Origin of the sequence: Succinimonas amylolytica DSM 2873, from assembly GCF_000378405.1 — a bacterium.
Taxonomy (GTDB): Bacteria; Pseudomonadota; Gammaproteobacteria; order Enterobacterales; family Succinivibrionaceae; genus Succinimonas; species Succinimonas amylolytica.
On the sequence record NZ_KB899642.1, the window covers coordinates 1 to 19,907 of the forward strand.

The window sequence follows — 19,907 nt, forward strand, 5'->3', positions numbered from 1 at the left end:
ACATGCTTCTGATTTACTGGATCCTGAGGACCTCCGCCTGTGGTGATAAGGGGGGATCAGGAATTTAAAGAACAGACTGTCAAGATTGTATGGAAAGAGGTGTCACAAAATTTCAGCGGAGATGGTCACGTAGGAGCGTAATTTTCACCCAGTCTTTGATAAGAAAGCTTTTCTTGGTGTTCATGCCTACTCCTGTTAAGACAAATGTTATTTGTCTCTACATTGACAAATCTTATTTAATCTTAAGGGAAAAGGCAAGATTTAGACAAAAGTTATTACTGAAAATGTGACATATGTTAATTAAATTTGGAATGGTTTTTGGACAAAGCTTGTTTGACTAACACAGTAGCCGATTTGACAATTCTGGCTCCGGTCAGCGGGGTGATACTCCCTATCGAGGACGTTCCCGATGTGGTTTTTTCGGAAAAAATCATCGGTGACGGCGTAGCCATTCAGCCCTCTACTGGAACTATCGTAGCTCCCTGCAAATGCACCGTGCGGGAAATATTCAACACCAGGCATGCGGTCGTTCTCCGGACAGAATCGTTTGGTCTGGAGCTTTTCATACATGTGGGAATCGATACTGTGGATCTGGCAGGTGAGGGTTTCACTTCATCAGTAGCCGAAGGAGATCTGCTGGCACCGGGAGATCCGATTATCCGGTTCGACCTCAAGGGCATTCAGAAAACAAAATCCCTGCTCACCCCGATAGTCATTTCCTCGCAGAACAACGCAGTAATCAAGACTATTGAAAAGCTGTCCGGCAACTGCGAGGCCGGTGTTACCCCGATAATCAAGATTGACATCGACAAGGAAGCCACCAAAAAGGCTCAGCAGACGCTGGGACGGTAGCAGAATCATCAAATTTCAATCGCCGGCACGGAAGTTTTCCCACTCCCGGAATTCCGTGCCTTATTAAAAATCAGGCTTTTGAAAATGCCGCCGTCGTTCGCTTATTTCCAGCAACTGTCTAGGTACTATCTTTTTATCGTGTCTGATCAGTAGCCAGTACCGCAATGATGCTCCTCCCTATTCCCCTGCCTCCCGGGATATCCTTCTGCTGAAATAGTTGTAAACAAAGCTTGCCCCGAGAAGAATAACTCCGGCCAGAAGATAGGATAACGCCTTCGCAATATCCCCGTGATAGGAAAGATCCCAGAGAAGGAGCTTCACAACGCACAGCATACAGACCACAAGCCCGGTTTTCCGGATCTCTCCGATATTGAAGAAGAATCCGAAAAACAGGAGCAGTGTGGCCACAAACAGCCAGGAAACCGTCAGGGTAACACCCTCCTCCATCCTGAAAAGCGCCGCAATTACATACACTAGGAGAAACAGCTTCGCCATGCAGTAATAGATCTTGAACTTTCTGAAATGCCTGCTCCGGAACATCAGGGGCGCTGTCAGGAAGTAAATGAGAGAAACACCGCATACGGCGAGGAGCATGATCTCCAGTCCCATCACCTGATACCGGGAGGCCAGGATATCCAGGACGAACCAGGTCGCGTAGCAGACAAAACCGAAGTTTACGATGTAGAAAATCTTGCGGAGACAGTACGCGGAGCTTTCTGCTGTCATCCTCATAAGCCCCTGGTGTCTCTGACAGTCATCAAAGGAAGCCGCATCCTCATCGGTACCGGACTCGATTTTCATGACAATCAGTGCCAGAAGAGCGGCACCGCAGCCCGTCAGCATCAGAAGAACCCAGAACTCCCCGGCAAGACTGTCACTGAATGAGCCAAACGTTCCCAGGATACCGCCGCAGGAGACTGCCAGCGTCATAATAATAAGGGTCCTGCTAAACCCTGGTGTCGCAAAAATTCCCGCCGTGCCGAGACCGCGTTTCAATTCCTCATTCCGGAAAACACCGGAGCCAGAACTGTCTGAAACCCCTGGGAATTTCCGAATAAACAGCAATGTCCCGGAATAGAGAGCCAGAACCGCAAAATATGGCGCCCGTTCCCACAGGAGGTCCGCATTTCCGGAAACAGCCACAGAAACCGGATGCCGGTAAAACAGCGTCAGAACCGCCACCGCCAGAACAAAACCCAAAACCGCGGACATCATTGCAGGCACCAGAAGCTCCGGAACTGCGGTCCTGCTTAAGGGGCGGGCCCCAGCAAACAGGACTACGCTCATAACCACAGTCATCATAACGGCAGCTACAGCAAAACCGCCTCCCGGAATATCCCACAGAGCCGCCAGCGTCATAAAGGATGCAAGCAGCATCGCTCCCGCAAACACGACATAGTCCCGCCGGGCCGCTCCGAATATCGTAGTAAACAGGAGTGGCAGAATAAACAGCCAGGGCTTTGCAAACGTCAGATGGTAGCAGGCAAACACCAAAGTGGCACCGCTAACCGGCAGGAAGGATCCGGGGAGGCCAAAGGGAGCCTTATCATGGTCCACGGAATCCTTCTCACCATACCAGGAAGCAATAAGACAGATCGCAGCATAAACTCCGGTGTTATACAGGATCTTCCAGTTTTCTGAAAACTCTCCGTAGTAGACCAGATACACCAGGAGAATACCCGTCAGGACATAAAGAGATCTGCGGAACACTACGGCCATCACAGCATAGCCCACCAGAACAGCCCCCCACAGCACCGGATATAAAGAGACACCGGACGGCCAGTGCAGCTGTCCCTTTGCCAGAGCCTCCAGCGTTCCGGACAGATGCCAATCCCGGAGAATTACCGAAAGCAGGAATGCCGCCACCAGAAGCCCGAACGCGGACAGACGCAAAACCGGAGGATCCTTGCGGAACCATAAAACCAGAAGCAGATTACCGGAAATAATGCTGAAGGTGTTGAAAATTTCCCGGCCGGTGTGCGGCATAAGATGGTAGTAATGGAAGTACACCAGAACAATGCCAGCCAGGAAATAAATGCCCCGGCGCAGGTTTACGGATCCCTCAGTAACACCCCAGGAATCCTCCCAGGCGGGTCTCAGACCATAAAATACCCGATTCCACTTCATGTTCCAGCAGGTCAGCACGGCATAAAGTCCCAGCACAAGTTCCCAGAACAACGGAAATGCCGCACTGTCCGAATGACGGCAGGAAACCGCCACCAGGCTGGCTGCAGTCAGAAAACCCAGAGTGTATAAGGCCTGCGTAACAACCGAAACTCTTGCGGCAAAAAGAATTCTTAGGGTCAGGAAAATGAGGGAACCGGTATTGAACACCTCACGCAGCACTGGCGAAAGCTCCCGGTAGCTGTAGAGATAAACCAGCGCAATGCCGGAAACAATATACAAAGTATCCCTTCTAAGCACTGCAAACAGCACCATGGCAGCCAGAACCAGCCACCAGTACATCGGGAAAAGCTCCCAGGTTTTCACATCCAGAACCCGGCAGATCAGCGCGGGAAGTGCCACTGTTCCCAGGAGGAGCAAAAGCCGAAGACTGCGGTTCCTGCCGGAAACAAGACTCTGGATGCCCTGCCCCAGCACCACAAAATGCAGAGTGTTGAAAAACTTCTGTGCCGCCGGAGCGAGATCATGGTAGTAGCAGAGGTACATCAGAAATACAGCCGCCGAGATCAGAATCAGGGACAGATCTCTGAGAAATCTGGCTCCGGTCCGCTGCCATAAAACATAGAAGGACATTGCCAGAGGATACAGTAACAGAGTCGGGATTACCCCCCGGCGGAGAAGTCCGTAGGAAACCAGCGTAACAAATACAGTCAGCGCAACAGCTGCCCCAGATATGGTATCCGGGCATCTCAGGCTTTTCCGGAAAAAGTCTCCGAAACAGAAATATCCCAGAAGGAGCGTGTAGCATCCGAAAATGAGCCCGGCCCCCCACCCGGATCCGCCAAGTTCGCTGGAAAGGGCGGCATAGTCTGCACAGTTAAAGTAGAAGAGAACCGCAAGAACAATACTGAAACCGTGAATTCCCCGGCCAAAACCGCGGAGTTCATCCCTGGCAATAGCCCCCGGGAAAAATTCCTTCACTTTGCTGCCTGCTTCCGGAAGACCTCGCAGCAGCCGGGGCAGCACTGCATCATAAACAGCGGCAAATAACAGAGCTGTGAAGAACGGCCAGGAAGCCGCCGGATGAAAAAAATACCCCGCCGAAAAACCCAGGGCAACTGCCAGTACGTACAGGCTTCCCGGAATCACCAGGGAACCGGAGGAAATACCGCGTCCAAATCGCGAAACGGCTCCGGAAAAGGTCATAAACAGTACGACTGCGCCCGCAGCCAGGAATCCCGTGTTCAGAAGAACCGCCGAAACTGAAAAGGCTGCTTCCCCGGAGGTAATCCGTAAAGCCCCGCATGCCAGAACCAGAAGCGAAAGAAGACATGTCAGGAGATCTGCCGTGCGCCGGTTAAGGCTCTGCCCCCAAAGTCCGCAGGTCCGGAACACCCCGTCCGCTTTCCCGGTAGTGGAAGCAGCCTGAGGCCGGCTCCGGAACAGCATCATAATACTGTAAAAAAAGAGACCGGCAAAAACAAACATCAGTCCGGGAATGAAATAATCCCGGAAAAAATCACTGGCCCGGGCATGGAGCATAAGAAGGCTGCCATTACCGATAACAAAGCCGACAAGCATGATAAGGAGTACTGTAAAAACTGCAGCTTTCGGGAGAGAATTTCCCAAAAGAGCTGCTGTGCCCTGCCCCGGCAGGCTCTCCTTAACGGCTTTCACAAAGGAGGCTGTCCCTGCTTCTTCTTGCGGCTGTGCGGTAACCAGCCTGACAGCACGCTGATCGGTGAAGCAGTTTTTCGAGAAAGCCAGTCCGGCCGGCGTACTCAGATACTTTTCACCGGAATCCGGATCCTCAAAGAAAAAGTCCCTGAAGGTGGCAGTGCAATAATGTTCAGGGCCGGTTCCGGCAAGACTGTTATTATGAACCTTAAGCCGGCATTCCGCCCGGTTTCTGACAATAAGAGCATACAGAAAAACCCCGGACAGAAACAGCGCCAGGGCCACCTTCCAGGTGACGGGCGTCGGACTCTCGGGGAATAGAAGCCCGTCATGAGAGACATACAGAACCGCGAATACCGTAAGGAAAAACGCTGTCGGAACAATTTCCGCACGGCTCCGGGCAACCATTCCGTAAACAAAGTGAAGCACCGCGAGAACAAAGGACAGGATCCAGACCTCCGGAACAGCAACAAGACAGATCACGATCCACAGGTTCAGCATGACAGAAAGGAAGCTCCGCACAATACGCGATTCTCTTTCCAATGGACGGATTCTTTTTATGAAATAGCAGTCCCCGGCATAGACAGCCAGCATAAATGCCGCTTCCATAACCGGCCTTGTATAAAAAAGAAAATGGATAATGAGCGTGCAGAGAACGGTAATGCCGGCAAAGGCCAGAATATTAACAAAGGAGCAGGCCCTGATAAAGCCGGTGTTTTCAGAATCACCGGGGCGTCTCGTGGTTCCCGCTATGGCCAGGAATCCGATAATCACCCCGGATACCGCCGCAGTCAGGTTCATAAGGTGCGCTGATGAAAATAATATTCCCTCTCCGTAATCAGGATTAAGCTCCCCTGATGCCAGAGTGCACATCAGAATAAAAAATGAAATAACCGAGTTGTAGCAGACCACTGGCTGCCTGCGGGAAACACCGTAAATGTGAAAAGGAACCTGCGCCAGCAGAGCCAGAAGCACCTGCCCCTCCAGCGAACCGTCCAGACAGTCCAGAGCAATAGGAAAGCTTACCAGAATACCGATCTGGGCCAGAAGGGTGAATATATGATGCCGGTACACCGCCGCCCCCAGCATTGCCAGGCACCAGCACAGTAAAAACGGCCGCCATAGCCAGGGAGGGAGCAGATCAAAGTAGAAGCACCCGAGAGAAATTACAACGTAAAGGAGAGTAAAGCCAATACCCGATACTGTCACCCGGAAGACATCCGCAACGGAAAAATCCCAGTCACTGGACGAGGAGTGCTTTCCGGAAAGAAGCCCCCAGACAATAGCCGCCAGCGAAAACACCAGCATGACAACAAATTTGAATCCCGGTCCCATGCTGAAATGCACGTTACGGGCCACCAGTACAAAGCCAATGGCAAGAAAAAGCGCCGCCCCCACACCGGTCAGAAGCTTTCCGGTGATAAGCTCGGAAGCGGACCAGGTGTTACGGGAAGGCGCTGCTCCTGAGGATCCCGCAGAGGAGCTGGGATCCCAGACAGAATCTGCCGCAGCACTGTCTGGAGAGACAAAATTCTCTGAAGAGGAAAACGGCTTTTGAACGGTAGCTGAAGCTGCGGAAACAGCGGTCGTTTCCATGCCATCCCTGAGACCAGGAGCGGAATTCACCGTATTATCAGAAACTGCCGTCCCACTTTCAGACACGGAATCCAGAACAGAGTTTTCAGAAGCCCCGGCTACTTCTGATTCCGAATAATTCTCCGTTACCGCGGTTTCAGGAGCGGGGCTTTCCGGCACCGCATTTGCCTGTGCCTTCTTAGCGGCGGCAGCAATTTTTTCCTGCTTGAACCTGGCAAGAAAATCCAGGAGTTCCGTTTCAGAAAACTCCCCCCTGATAAAGCCGACTACCGAGGTTTTTATCCGGCCTTCTTCGTCCGGAGTAATGATAATCTCGGGAGCATCATTATCTCGTGTCATTGTTTATGATCCAGTGTTTTTAATACCAAACGGCAGTATTTGGGATCATTTTACATTATAAAAACCTGAACATCACGCCGTAGCCGTGAAGTCACAGAGCCTCACAGAAAATCTGTGTGGAAAATTGGCTCAGCCTGCAGTATGAGGATCAGAAATATGCTTTTCACTTTCGCTCTGTTCCATTCTATAGTTGAACTGAAACATTTCATAGGGAATAACTCTCCATAAAACAGCTAGAAAGTTATTATATGCGGTCTAGCGAATAGACCTCTACCGATTATCCCTTTTACAAAGGACTCATCAGCTACTTTTAACTTGGCTAAGTATTTCCGGACTATATTTAAAGCGCCGTTCATATCGGCATTTAAAACTTTGCCTGTGGATGACTTAAATAAGCCCCTGAAAATCCTTTTGCCTTTATATTCCTCGTGCTTTTCAACTGATTCAAATGCCAGTGAATCGCACTTGGACGTATAGGATTCCTCTTGCTCCGCAAGATTTATCCCTGCCATTTTGCACTTGTATCTAAGCATATTTATAAACTTAAAGAACGGAACTGATACAAAGTTCTGGTTGGTTTGTTTACCTAATGCAATGGAGTCTTTCCATTGCTTGTTTCTTCCAATAACCACTGTACCGATTTTGTGTTCCACACAAAAGTTCACAATGTTTCTGGATGCGTTGTGCAAATAGTCTTCAATTTTTAAGTTTCGTTTAAACCCTAACTTAAAAATATTGAATTTGTTGTAATTAAAGTCTTGCTTGTCTCCAATTAAAGGCCTTTCCGATTTTAATTTTGAAACTTCTTTATTGTAATACTGATTTATTGATTTTACGGGCTTTCCGTTTATAATAAAACAGTCAAATTCCGAAACGCAACTGCAAAGGTTGTTCAGACCTAGATCAATGCCTAAATACTGATTCCGATCTAAATCAGAGTTCAATTCCTCTGTTTCGTAAGAAATGCAGACTTTGATTTTATTAAATTTTGGAATAAAGTTAATTGTTTTAAAATTCTTTAAATCATCCTTGTATTTTTCAAAGATATTATGGGGAATATGGATTTTTATGTCTTTATTTAATATTATAAACCGTCCTTTAATTTTAGCTGACTGATAATCAAAATACAGAACATTCGGATTTTCCTTGTATTTAGGTGCTTTAGGTTCTCCGTTGAACTTCTCCGGATGAACTTTAAACTCCTTTATAGCATTAAAGAAACCGGAGTAATTCTTATATAAGCTGATTACGATCATTTGAGCAAGTTTAGCCTTGCAGAGTTTTCTGTAGTAATTCAGCTTTGTATCCTGAGTTCTTAATACCTTTTCAAGGTCAGTTTGATTCACAATAGACTTGTTTTTGTCGTAGTAATCTCTAAAGAAGTATCTGGCCTGATTAAATAAGCACCTTGACAGTTCAAATTGTTCCTTGAACCACCATGTGTTATCTATGTAGAAATCACCCAGGGTATGGCCGTTTTATCCCTGACATACCCCATGAAAGAAAGTACTAGACCGTTGTAAGTTCATGGTCCGGTACATAAATTTTCGCTCTTGAAACCTATAAGGCCTTAGAGCCTGCCCATGCATTTGAGATGAGGCCTGGTGGTGAAAGGAGAAACTTGGAGGCCATCCACGGTAACGAAATTTGAAAAGTGATACGATCAAAGACGGAGGTGGACTTGCCTGTAAACCCTGTTCTTTTTTTGGCATTTATAAAATGCTGATACAAAACTGGGGTTAATGAGTAGACGCATACATACTTAGAGGTACGACACTCTGTAAAATAAAATGCTGCGGATACAGTTTCTTTCAGAAATTGTTCCGATACTTTTCAGTATAAACTCATTTTCGCAGGCTCGCCCACCGCAAGTCTGTACCGGATCATCTCAAATTGCCGCATTCAATGCCACATATTCTTCGGCCATTGGCATTGATGTGCATTCCAGATTGATGGTAGCCTGTTTCCAAAAAGGAGAATTCGGTTGCAGTTCATTCACCGAAGAATTCAAGGAATCCGGCACTTCTTTAAAAGCAATCCGGAATTTAGTGATCTGGTGCAATAGCAAAAATCCTGAAATTATCATCATGGAATCAACGGGAATCTATTGGAAGACACTCTACACAGAACTTGAGAAGAGCGGTTTTCCGAGGGATCGTATAGTTGTTATAAACCCGAGGATTCTGAAACCACTGAAAGGACGCAAAACTGACAGGAGCGATGCCAGAAATCTTTCAAAACACGCCCGAATGGGAAGTTTCACTAATTCCTTTATTCCCAAAAAGGACATCAGGGAACTGCGTTCATTATGGGCCTCATTTCAGCAGATAAAGCATCAGTATGAAAATAACCGCAGAAGCCTGCTTAATTCTCTTGCCGACTACGGATGCCAGTTTGCAAATATTGTTTCTGACAGCCGGGGTGTAACTGCCCAGAGGATTTTGGAAGCAATACTCTCCGGAGATACAGGAGAGGCCCTGAGGAAACACATCAGGAAGATTCTTGATGACATGCACAAACGCCGCGGCAGAAAGCTTTCTGCGGGTTTGGATGAAATATGCGAAGCCATTGAATCCAACATTACTCCGGCTATTCGTATGGCACTGAACCTGCGCTCGAACCAGCTTAAGATTTACGAAGATCACATGAAGACGGTTTTTGATACGATTAAAGTCATGGTTCTCAAGTCATACAAGGAACTGTACGATCTCCTTTTGACAATCCCCGGTACCGAGGATATGTCTGTGATTGGCATAATCTGCGTGGTTGGTGACGATCTCTCCAGTTTTTCTTCTATCAAGAAGTTTGCCAGCTGGACCGGCCTTGCTCCGGGTAATAATATATCAGCAGGCGTGAGCTATTCATCACGGATTACCCACGGAAACAGATACTTTCGCAGGACAATCCTGGCCATCGCTCAGGGATGCGCAAACCAGAAGAAGAATAAATCCGGCCTGGGAAATCTGTTCCAGCGTCTTCGTGAACGCAAGGGTTACAATAAGGCCAAGGTAGCTGTAGCGCACAAGATTGTCAGAATTATTTACGTGATAATAACGCGGAAGGTCAAATACGAAGACAGCCCGAACGATCAGTCGTTGGCAAAATTCCGGATGGATCAGGTCAAACGCGCCATCTCCAGAGCCAAAATTACTGAAGGTCTGTGTGTGCAGAGCGAAACCAGCAATCAGGGCAAAGTGATCTGTGCCAGCGTCAGCATGACCCAGCCAACTTAACGGGGGCCGGAACGGATCTTACCGAAGAGATCTGGGTCGCCACTCCATTCCAGGGCATGCAGCGTTCCGAATGCGGCTTAAGGGCCGTCGCTTTCGTTTGTCCGCCGGGGAGCTTTCTTTCATAATAACAAGTGCTTAAAATCATTTTTTGAAACCTTTTTTAGAGATATTTACATCGGTCAAAATCAGGGTTTTGCCGGATCAACTATCATCTGCAATAGAGCCAAGAGTTTATCCCTTTTCCTAATTATGCCTTTTGCTCTTTAACACCGGGAAAGCGGCTTTCTGGAAGCAACGATGAGGAGGATACCTGATATTCTCGGATATTGCGGACGGTTTTCCCATCCAAATAGTGGACCAACCTGCGAAGTTTCGGTAAGCCGTACCGCAACTGGATCACAGCTAATATAAACTCCTGAATTCCGCCTTCCGAAAAGCTCCCGGAGCCCGTTCCTGAGGTGGGATTGGAAATCAATACCGGCTATTTCATCCGCCCTCCCCTGAATCAAGAGTTCATGAGAAATTCCGATGAAAAAAAGGGACCGTTTCCGATCCCTCTTTCAGATTTCAGCTTTGAAAGCTGCTTCCTTTAGATGTTCTTAACAATCTCATCCACAGAAGCCTTGGCATCGCCAAAGCACATGTAGGAGTTCTCCTTGAAGAACAGCGGATTCTGAACACCGGAGTAGCCCGGGTTCATGGAACGCTTGAACACAATTACGTTCTTGGCTTCCCACACGCGGAGCACCGGCATGCCGGCAATCGGGCTGTTAGGATTTTCCATGGCTGCCGGGTTAACGGTATCGTTAGCACCGATAACCAGAACTACATCGGTATCCGCCAGATCATCATTGATTTCATCCATTTCCAGAACGATGTCATAAGGAACCTTGGCTTCAGCCAGGAGCACGTTCATGTGGCCAGGGAGACGGCCGGCAACCGGGTGAATGCCAAAGCGTACGTTAACACCGCGCTCTCTCAGCTTGGCGGTAAGCTCGGCTACCGGATACTGAGCCTGAGCAACGGCCATGCCGTAGCCCGGGGTGATAACAACGGAGCTGGCATTCTTAAGCATGTCGGCTACATCGGTACAGCTGAGCTCGCGAATCTCGCCCTGCTCCTGTTCGTCAGCAGCCTGCGGCTTGTTGCCAAAACCACCGAGAATAACAGAGAGGAAGGAACGGTTCATAGCCTTGCACATGATGTAGGAGAGAATGGCACCTGAAGAACCTACCAGGGAACCGGTAACGATCAGGAGGTCATTGTCCAGCATAAAGCCTGATGCAGCGGCAGCCCATCCTGAATAGGAATTCAGCATGGAGATTACCACCGGCATGTCAGCGCCGCCGATGGCAGCCACCAGATGAATACCAAACAGAAGAGCAATCACGGTCATGACAATGAGGCAGGCCAGCTGTACGCCGGAAGCGGCAGTAACCATAAACACCACCATCAGCGCCAGAGAAATCAGAAGAGCGCCGAGATTGAGCAGGTTGTGAGCCGGAAGCACCAGAGGCTTGGACTTGAAAATGGCCAGCTTGAAGGAGCCGTTAAGCTTGCCGTAAGCTACTACGGAACCGGTGAAGGTAACTGCACCGATAAACACGCCAAGGAAGATTTCAACCAGGTGTACGGCCTGCTCGGCTGCGGAACGGGCCGGCTCGGCAACGGACTGAACCTGGGCCTGAGCGGCAGCGGCCAGAGCCTGAGCCTGAGTACCAATAACGGCAGGATCAGCGCCCAGAAGATCAATGCTGGCCATAGCACTGGCAGGAGCAGCGGCGGGAATGCTCTCCACGAAGCTGTTAAAGCCTACCAGAACAGCAGCCAGACCTACAAAGCTGTGCAGCATGGCTACCAGCTCGGGCATCTGGGTCATCTCGACCTTTTTGGCCAGATGAAGACCGTAAACACCGCCGGCAAACATGCCAACAAGAACCAGAGGAATGATAATGCCGAGGCCGCCTTCAGTGCCGGTGAACACACTGACAAAGGTAGCAACCAGGGCAATAAACATACCCAGAATACCGGAATTGCATCCCTGCTTTGCTGTTTCCTGCTTGGAAAGTCCTGCCAGACTCAGAATAAACAGAATTGCGGAGATAAGATAAGCAATATGTATAAAACCATTCATTTGTCAGTCTCCTTAATCCTTTCTGAACATCTTGAGCATGCGCTTGGTAACTGCAAAGCCGCCAAAAATGTTGATTGAAGCAATCAGAATGGCGATAAAGCAGAGAGCGTAGATGATCACGTTAGGAGCGGCATTGGCCTTGAGCACCAGCTGCACCAGGGCTCCCACAATAATAATGCCGGAAATGGCATTGGTTACCGACATCAGCGGGGTATGCAGGGAATGGGAAACATTCCATACCACGTAATAGCCTACAACGCAGGAAAGAACAAATACGGTCAGATGCGGCAGGAAGGATTCCGGAGCAAAAATGCCTACCAGGAATGCGGCGGCAATCAGCAGGGTAACCACTGCCAGGCGCACCAGCGGGTTGGCCTTCTTCTCTTCCTTCTTGGGCATTTCGGCCGGCTTCTGCTGCGGAGCCGCACTTACAGAAATCGGAGGAGGCGGGAAGGTGATATCGCCTTCCTTGGTTACGGTCATGCCGCGGATAACCTGATCCTCAAAATCAATATTGATATTGCCGTCCTTGTTCTTGCAGAGGAGCTTGGTGAGGTTTACCAGGTTGGTGGAATAAAGCTGTGAAGACTGAGCCGGGAGACGGCAGGCCAGATCGGTATAGCCGATAATCTTGACGCCGTTCTCGGTAACAAATACTTCACCAGGTCTGGTGCATTCGCAGTTGCCGCCGGTGGCTGCAGCCAGGTCGACAATTACGGAGCCGGCCTTCATGCTGGCAACCATTTCGCTGGATACCAGACGCGGAGCCGGACGGCCCGGAATGGCAGCAGTGGTAATGATAATGTCCACTTCCTTGGCCTGCTGGGCAAAGAGCTCCATTTCAGCCTTGATGAACTCGTCGCTCATTACCTTGGCATAGCCGTCAGAAGAACCGCCGTCCTCCTGCTTGAAGTTGAGCTTGAGGAATTCGCCGCCCATGGAATGAATCTGATCGGCAACCTCAAGACGGGTATCGAAGGCCCGGACAATAGCACCCAGGGAGTGGGCAGCGCCGATAGCGGCAAGACCGGCAACACCGGCACCGATTACCAGCACCTTGGCGGGAGGAACCTTGCCTGCTGCAGTAACCTGACCGCAGAAGAAGCGGCCGAATTCATGGGCAGCCTCAATTACGGCACGATAACCGCTGATATTGGCGGTGGAGGAACGGGCATCGAGAGCCTGAGCTCTGGAAATACGAGGCACCATATCCATGGCCAGCACATTCACCTTGCGGGAATTCAGCTTTTCCATGAGATCCTTGTTCTGGTTCGGCCAGAAGAAGGAAACAAGGGTGGAGCCTTCAGTTAAAAGCTCAGCCTCATCGCTGTCAGGAGCCTGAACCTTGAATACGATCGGAGAAGCCCAAACATCTGCAGCTTCGCCAATTTCAGCACCAGCTTCCCTATAAGCCTCGTCACTGAAATCACCGTAAACACCGGCACCTTTTTCAACCAGAACCGTAAATCCCAGCTTCAAAAGCTTGGCAACGGTATCCGGAGTGGCCGCTACACGAGTCTCGCCAGCGGTACTTTCCTTAGGTATACCTATCTGCATTTAAATATTCCTGTGAGTTAACTAAAAAGTTTTCTGAATGGCGGATTATACACCAAATATGACCAGATTTAACAGCCAGATCACATTTCTGCAATTTTCCGAAAATTTTCGTAGCGAACCTGAACAGACGAAAACGGCGCCTCCGTCCCCGGAAACGCCGTCACAGTAAAAACCCGGAACAAAAAGCATCTGCCCGCAGCAAATCCGGACAGTGGTATTTCAGATCAGTTGGACAGCAAAGTCCTGCTGAAGGGTTCCTTGCCGTTCAGCTTGAATTTAATGGACTTGATGCCGTCCCCGGTATTGGTCTGAATGGCAAAATGAAGATGCGGTCCCGTGGTATACCCGGTATTGCCGGAGAGCGCAATCACCTGTCCCTGCTTCACGGTATCGCCGGGCTTCACCAGCTGGGAATTCCCCTTGAGATGCACATAGATAGACATGGTGCCGTCATCATGACCGATGCGGATATAGTTGGCATAGGGTCTGAAGCTGGGATCCGGACCGCCCCTTTCGGAATTCATTCTCATATCCAGCACCTTTCCGGACTTGGTGGCCAGAATCTTGGTACCAATGGGCATGGACACATCAATGGCATACCGGCTCTTGGGGCCCTTATGCGTAAATCCGCCCTCCCAGCCCTGAGTCACCCGGAACTTCCCCACAAAGGGCACGATCAGATCCCGATCCCTGGTGGAATAGTACACATTCTCATCCCCCCGGTAGAGACTCCCGATGTCAAATGAACTGGTAATGGAAACCTCATCCTCGCTGAGAACCTCCAGATATCCCAGGTAGTACTCGGTGTTTCCGGGGATTTCCAGCGGGGTATCAAAAAGCACGTCGGAATCAATGGCCTCCCTGTTGGTAACATGAACCTTGCAGGTAATCATGCTGCTGAACTTGTTCATAACGTAAAGTCTGCCGGTTTCGGTATCCAGCCGGAAAACCACATTGTCGGGATCCGGCTGTCCCAGGTCGTCAAACTCGTCATATTCGTATCCCTGGGCCTGGGCTTCGTCGTCTGTATAGTGGGTTACCCCGTTTTCATCCACGAAGCGCAGAATTTTTCCGGAGGAGATCCCTGAAGCAGCAAGTCCCAGCAGCATCAGCACTGCAATTACTACCGCCCTTTTCATGTCCTTCATATCTCCAATATCCCTCTCTCAGTTACACCCGGCCGAACTCTGAAAACCGCTTTTCCGGCATCACGCTGCCGCCTGCATTATCAGTCATGCTCATCCGGAAAAATCCTTTCCATCAGGATCGCATTCTCATATCCCTGCGGCGCATGATAATAGTTTTTACGGATGCCGCATTCCGTAAACCCCTGGGAGACATAAAGCCGCCGTGCCGGTACATTGCTCTCCCGGACATCCAGGAAAAAACGCGCTACGCCGTATTTCTCCCTGAGAATCCGCATTCCCTCCCGCAGCAGAATTCCCCCGAGTCCGTGTCCCTGCCGCTCGGGAATAATGCTCAGCTTGTTAAGAGAGGCCTCGTCAAGCACCGTATCATAAAAGCTGATCCCTGAAAGACTGTCATCTTCCAGCAGCAGAAAGCATTTTCTGACCGGGGAAGGCTCCAAGTTTTCCTGAATCACCTGTCTGGCCCACGGGAAACGGTAGCAGGAATTTTCAATCCAGACAATTCTGTTAAAAAATCGTTCCTGATCCTTCTCAAAGTCAAATTCTCTTACCGTGTGCATCGCATCCTCCGCCGCCGGGCCTACTGCTTTCTGCCGGAAAAGGTCCCATCCTGATTTCTGACCAGATACCCCTTGCCGAGAAGTCCCTGATATACCGTCTTCTTCTTTTCCTCGTCAGTGGCACCGGAAACCTGAACAAAATCCAGCCCCTCACGGGCACTCCGTCCTACAAAAACACCATCTTTGTCAGCCTTCTCCGGCTTCCAGGAGTAGGCAATTCCGTAATAGTTAAGAAAACCCGCCAGATTGGCGAGTATTCTGGCATCGGAACCGGGGCTGTCAAGAATTATTCCGGCGCTGCGGGCTGCGGCTCCTTCAGGATTAAGATTCCTGAGTCTGTCGGCATAGGGAGCGATCTTCTGCCACATCCGCATTTTTCCCTGCGCTCCGGGAGCCAGAATTATATCCGGAGACTCCGGACCATGCCATGAGGCATCTGCCAGAATTACCCTGCGGGCTCGCTGTTCCCGGGAAAGCTCCTGACCGTACCAGAATACCGGATAGCCGGCAAAGTCCAGGTACCCGAAGATCCCAAACAGATATTCTCTGGCAATTTCCCGGGAATGCACAAACACGAAAACCGGACAGTTTCTGAGAAAATCGCTGCAAAGTCCGGCCGGGGAAGCCTCCTTCATGAGCTCCGGTTTCGTGAGCCGGAAGGTTCTGAACCCCGAAAGATCTGCAAAATCCGCTACTGACATTACTCCTCTCCCCGCAAACAGGATCCTCCGCCCGGAAAACCGCAATCAGGAGGTCATGATAGCAGATTTGCCGCTCCGGTATTGCATGACGCTCCCGATTACTGCAAAAAACGCGGCCTCTGACTGAATCCCTGAAGATTGCATAGTATAATAGCCGTCCGGGCCAGCCCCCGCATTATATCAGTCGCTGCTTTCATTTCTGAACGGATTCGTCATGCCCCCTGAAAACATTACCCTCTACCGCAAGGGATGGAATCTTAATCTCAGTCTTCTGGGACTTGAGGTGATTTCAGATACCGGAGAGGCAAGGGAAAATGAAAAGCTGGAAAACCTGCGCGAGGTCGCCTTCGATCCTGCCCCCTCCGGCGACGCCGTTATGCTTTCGGTGTATCTGAACTCCGGAAGAATTCTGAAATTCCCGGATTTTCCTGAAAAATCCCGCGACAGCATCAAAAACCGCATCTCCGAACTTAAGGAGATCAAAGAAAAAATCCTCCTTTTTGTTCCCGAACTCCTGAAATGGCAGCAGACTTTAACAGACCTTCTGAAAAACGAATACCGGAGCTCGGGCTACATCACCGATCATTTTCTTGACACCTCTTTCGCAGAACTTTTTATCTCCTCAAAACCGGAATTCGATATTGCGGAACGGGAGGAAACTCGGGACTACTTTGCGGAGGCGGTTCCCGGAAACGTCCGAAACGCCTTCGAAATCTGGAAAGCTTCTCCCGCACTCATGGTTTCCAGATACAACGCAATGGCCTCCGCGGGGATCCTGCGGAAGTTCGCACCGTTTTTTCAGAGTATTGAAAAATCCCCTCTTACCGACGAACAGGCCCGGGCGGTGGTCAATCTCAACAGCCGGCTGCTTCTGGTAGCCTCGGCCGGTTCCGGTAAAACCTCGGTAATGGTGGCAAAAGCGGCCTACGCTCTGCTGTTCGGATACTTCAGGCCGGAAAGAATCGTCCTTATCGCCTTTAACAGAAAGGCAGTCCACGAGCTCCGGGAAAGGATCAGAAACCGCTTTTCAGCCGTGGGTCTTCCCTGGGAAAACGTCCGGATCGAGACCTTTCACGCCCTGAGCTATAAAATCACGAAAAAGCTGGCCTCCCCGGGAATCCTTCTGGCCTCCATGCTGCGGGACGGCCGGGACGGCACCCAGGAATTCCTGAATATGCTCCGGGAACTCATGCGGCGGAAGGAGGCTTTCCGGATTGCGGCACTTTATTTCTGCTCTCTCTCCCAGTCCATGAACAGAAACAGCAAGGCCGGAGCAGTCTGGCGCTCGCCAGAAGAAATCCTTGCGGGATTTCTGGACTGGCTGGAGATCTGCTTTGAGGAAAATGAGCACCCCGCCTCCGGCAGCATCGCGGAGTATCTGGTATACCGGGACAGCAAAGGAGAAAACCTGGCTTTTATGCTCCGCATCACCGAGGACGACAATCCGGAGGAGGATTCTCAGAAAGCCAGAAAGAACAGGAAAAGCAAAAAAATGCGGGAGGTCATTACCTTTTCCAGGGACGGCATCACCTCCGGAAGCTTCATCGTCCCGCTGATAAGGTTTCTGCATAAAAAAGGCTTTCGGTTCCGGGAGGTTATCAGCGACAAGTTCCGGGAGCAGGAGAACAGCCTCCGCATTGAAAACTTCTACCGCACTGTAAGGAGCTTTCTCACACATGCCAAGAATTCGCTCCTGTCTCCGGAGGAGCTCTGGAAACAATACTGTGACAGCAAGTCTCCGGCATGGCACAATATCAGAACCGGACTTTTTCTGAAGCTGTACGGTCAGGCCTTCCGGGCCTGGACCCGCCTTCTCGACGGCGGTATTGATTTTGAGGATATGCTCAATCTGTCGGTACAGGCACTGGAACAGCATCCCGAATTCAATCCCTACGATCTCGTTATGGTGGACGAAGCTCAGGACATCAGTCTTTCCAGAGCCCGGCTTCTGAATCTTCTGGTAAGGGCTCCCCAGAGCCGGCTCTTCGCGGTAGGAGACGACTGGCAGAGCATTAACCGGTTTTCAGGCGCGGTTATTCATGTCATGGCGGACTTTGCAGACTTTTTCGGAAAAGCGGACATTCTGAAGCTGGAGACCACCTTCAGATGCTCTCAGGAAATATGCGACGTTTCCTCGGCTTTCATCTCAAAAAACAAAAGCCAGATCTCCAAAACTGTCCAGGGGCGCTTCCGGACAAACACCCCGTCCGTGGTTACAGTAAAAGCGGACTCAGAACCTGAAATTCCTGAAATCGTGGAAATTCTGCTGCGGAGAATAATCAAGGAAGCGGCCGGAAAACCGGTCTCGGTGATGCTCCTCGGGCGCTACAATGATGATCGGAAGCACGTTAAGAAAATTCTGTATCACCCGGAATACCGGCATTTCGTGCAGTTCATGACGGTGCATAAATCCAAAGGTCTGGAGGCTGATTATGTCATCATCGTCAAAGCCACCTCGGGAGCCCTGGGATTCCCCTGCTCCATGGAGGATGACCGGATTCTGGATCTGGTAATGCCAAAAAGCGACAGCTTCCGGTTTTCCGAGGAAAGACGGCTGCTTTATGTGGGAATCACCAGAGCCCGCATCAGATCCTACATGATTACCCTCTGGGATGAAGAATCGGAATTCGCCGAGGAAATAAACGGCGATACCGGACAGTCATACCTGCATTTCGAGATTGATCCGCAAAAGGTCGGCGGGAAAGAGCGGTGCCCAAGATGCCGGCACGGCATCACCTTCCTTAAGAAATCCAAATACGGTCTTTTCTATTCCTGCTGCCGCTATCCCCGCTGTACCTACACCGAGGACTACGATAATGAAGATGATGACAGTACTGAATAGAAAACACCGGATCTGACATGACCTTGCCCGCCGTAAAGGCCTGAATTGCCTGTACAAAAAATGTTCAATTAGAAAATCCCTCTTCTTAATTATTATTTATCGCTCCTTAACACACAGGTAAAGCGGCTATCTGAAAGTAATAATGAGGGGGCAGGTATACCAGATTTTCAACTTCTGCGGACAGTTTCACCGAACAAAAATGGACAAACTAGCAACAGCGGCTACTCCTGCTGGTAATGTTTTCAGCTTCGCTAACTCTGGGCATTAGTTTTCAGTCGCTCTCTGATAACGGCCTTCATTTCCCCGCCGGTTATCCACAATGAATCCTAGCACCTTAACTGCAGTACACCTATCCCCCTCCCTGCCAATCAACTACAGCATCGGCGAGGTTCAGACCGCACCTTGCAGATCCTCCCGTGGCATGACTGACAGAATCTGGCTTCTTATATATCCGGCCTGCGCTGATTCATGCCGTTCTGCCGACGTTCCTTTAACAGCAAAACCGGTATTTACCCTTTCCTTTGCCTGTCACCGCCGTTATAACTTTCATATCTTCGTGCATTTTCTTTATGTATGATGATGCAGTTACTTCAGAACATCCCAGGATCTCTGCAATCACAGAATTTCCAAAAATATCAATCCCTATTGCTTCATGCAGCTTTATGATATTCGCTATGATATTTTTGGAATACCCGGAATTCTGTATTGCAGCATTAAAATCAGCTGTCTGAAATTGATCTGACTGATTAATCTCGTCAGCCGGGTTTTCACCTGATTCCAAACCATGTTTAATCCTGAAATACTCTTCATTTACAGGAATTACAACCGATGTTACATTGTCGTTTGCATCAAATACTTTGTAATAAAGATCCGGTGATTTGTTTTCCATGAGGGATCTTTTCGCCTCGCCAATACCGGTACCGAAGGATTCAATAATCCCCAATGCTTTAAACATATCCCTGAGCTCGGGATTCTCCGTGTCTCTTTCATTAAAAAATGTTCTTTCATTCAAATCGCTGAGCCTGAGAGGCGGCAACTGCTTGTTATAACCTAAGCTCTACGACTTTGTATGACTAAAAGGTTCGAAACATACTCGTGGCAAGATACATCTGAACCTTAATCCTTATTGCCAGTAATTTTCTGG

At 49.7% G+C, this 19,907-nt stretch carries 11 protein-coding genes; 3 read left to right on the forward strand and 8 right to left on the reverse strand.

Annotated elements, in window-relative coordinates; genetic code table 11:
• Nucleotides 1–333 precede the first annotated feature (333 nt).
• Complete coding sequence (locus F557_RS20665) at nt 334–852, forward strand: glucose PTS transporter subunit IIA (RefSeq protein ID WP_245539429.1); 519 nt, start codon at nt 334–336, stop codon at nt 850–852.
• A gap of 177 nt (nt 853–1,029) precedes the next feature.
• On the opposite strand, the gene F557_RS0117285 is transcribed toward F557_RS20665, so the two are convergent.
• Together F557_RS0117285 and F557_RS20670 are read right to left on the reverse strand one after the other, a co-directional pair.
• A complete protein-coding gene (locus F557_RS0117285) occupies nt 1,030–6,588 on the reverse strand; it encodes a DUF2339 domain-containing protein (protein WP_019003463.1) in 5,559 nt (1,852 codons plus the stop codon).
• A gap of 233 nt (nt 6,589–6,821) precedes the next feature.
• On the reverse strand, nt 6,822–8,054 hold the full coding sequence (locus F557_RS20670; RefSeq protein WP_342664078.1) for an RNA-guided endonuclease InsQ/TnpB family protein: 1,233 nt from the start codon (nt 8,052–8,054) through the stop codon (nt 6,822–6,824).
• Between the two features lie 471 nt (nt 8,055–8,525).
• Here F557_RS20670 and F557_RS0117295 point away from each other — a divergent pair, with 471 nt between their 5' ends.
• Complete coding sequence (locus tag F557_RS0117295) at nt 8,526–9,821, forward strand: IS110 family RNA-guided transposase (protein ID WP_281167360.1); 1,296 nt, start codon at nt 8,526–8,528, stop codon at nt 9,819–9,821.
• Nucleotides 9,822–10,410: 589 nt separating this feature from the next.
• On the opposite strand, the gene pntB is transcribed toward F557_RS0117295, so the two are convergent.
• From pntB to F557_RS0117330, 5 genes are all read right to left on the reverse strand, one after another.
• The gene (gene pntB, locus F557_RS0117305; protein WP_019003467.1) at nt 10,411–11,955 is read right to left on the reverse strand and encodes a Re/Si-specific NAD(P)(+) transhydrogenase subunit beta; all 1,545 of its coding nucleotides are present in this window, start codon (nt 11,953–11,955) and stop codon (nt 10,411–10,413) included.
• A gap of 12 nt (nt 11,956–11,967) precedes the next feature.
• Complete coding sequence (locus F557_RS0117310) at nt 11,968–13,512, reverse strand: Re/Si-specific NAD(P)(+) transhydrogenase subunit alpha (protein ID WP_019003468.1); 1,545 nt, start codon at nt 13,510–13,512, stop codon at nt 11,968–11,970.
• Nucleotides 13,513–13,736: 224 nt separating this feature from the next.
• Nucleotides 13,737–14,660: a peptidoglycan DD-metalloendopeptidase family protein gene (locus F557_RS0117320; RefSeq protein WP_019003470.1), complete on the reverse strand. Its 924-nt coding sequence runs from the start codon at nt 14,658–14,660 to the stop codon at nt 13,737–13,739.
• A gap of 80 nt (nt 14,661–14,740) precedes the next feature.
• Nucleotides 14,741–15,220: a ribosomal protein S18-alanine N-acetyltransferase gene (gene rimI / locus F557_RS20675; protein ID WP_019003471.1), complete on the reverse strand. Its 480-nt coding sequence runs from the start codon at nt 15,218–15,220 to the stop codon at nt 14,741–14,743.
• A 20-nt stretch (nt 15,221–15,240) separates the two neighbouring features.
• Nucleotides 15,241–15,921: a hypothetical protein gene (locus tag F557_RS0117330; RefSeq protein WP_157617956.1), complete on the reverse strand. Its 681-nt coding sequence runs from the start codon at nt 15,919–15,921 to the stop codon at nt 15,241–15,243.
• Nucleotides 15,922–16,135: 214 nt separating this feature from the next.
• Between F557_RS0117330 and F557_RS0117340 the strand changes: the two genes are divergently transcribed.
• Nucleotides 16,136–18,763, forward strand: coding sequence for a UvrD-helicase domain-containing protein (locus F557_RS0117340; protein WP_019003474.1), 2,628 nt, complete (start codon nt 16,136–16,138; stop codon nt 18,761–18,763).
• A 490-nt stretch (nt 18,764–19,253) separates the two neighbouring features.
• Here the strand turns inward: F557_RS0117340 and F557_RS0117345 are convergent, their stop codons facing one another.
• Complete coding sequence (locus F557_RS0117345) at nt 19,254–19,775, reverse strand: putative DNA binding domain-containing protein (RefSeq protein ID WP_019003475.1); 522 nt, start codon at nt 19,773–19,775, stop codon at nt 19,254–19,256.
• Nucleotides 19,776–19,907 lie beyond the last annotated feature (132 nt).

Bases quoted from the DNA above. Each gene is read 5' to 3' on its own strand.
- F557_RS0117330 (WP_157617956.1), bottom strand. From the start codon at position 15,921: ATGTCAGTAGCGGATTTTGCAGATCTTTCGGGGTTCAGAACCTTCCGG.
- pntB (WP_019003467.1), bottom strand. From the start codon at position 11,955: ATGAATGGTTTTATACATATTGCTTATCTTATCTCCGCAATTCTGTTT.
- F557_RS0117320 (WP_019003470.1), bottom strand. From the start codon at position 14,660: ATGAAGGACATGAAAAGGGCGGTAGTAATTGCAGTGCTGATGCTGCTG.
- F557_RS0117310 (WP_019003468.1), bottom strand. From the start codon at position 13,512: ATGCAGATAGGTATACCTAAGGAAAGTACCGCTGGCGAGACTCGTGTA.
- F557_RS0117285 (WP_019003463.1), bottom strand. From the start codon at position 6,588: ATGACACGAGATAATGATGCTCCCGAGATTATCATTACTCCGGACGAA.
- F557_RS0117340 (WP_019003474.1), top strand. From the start codon at position 16,136: ATGCCCCCTGAAAACATTACCCTCTACCGCAAGGGATGGAATCTTAAT.
- rimI (WP_019003471.1), bottom strand. From the start codon at position 15,220: ATGCACACGGTAAGAGAATTTGACTTTGAGAAGGATCAGGAACGATTT.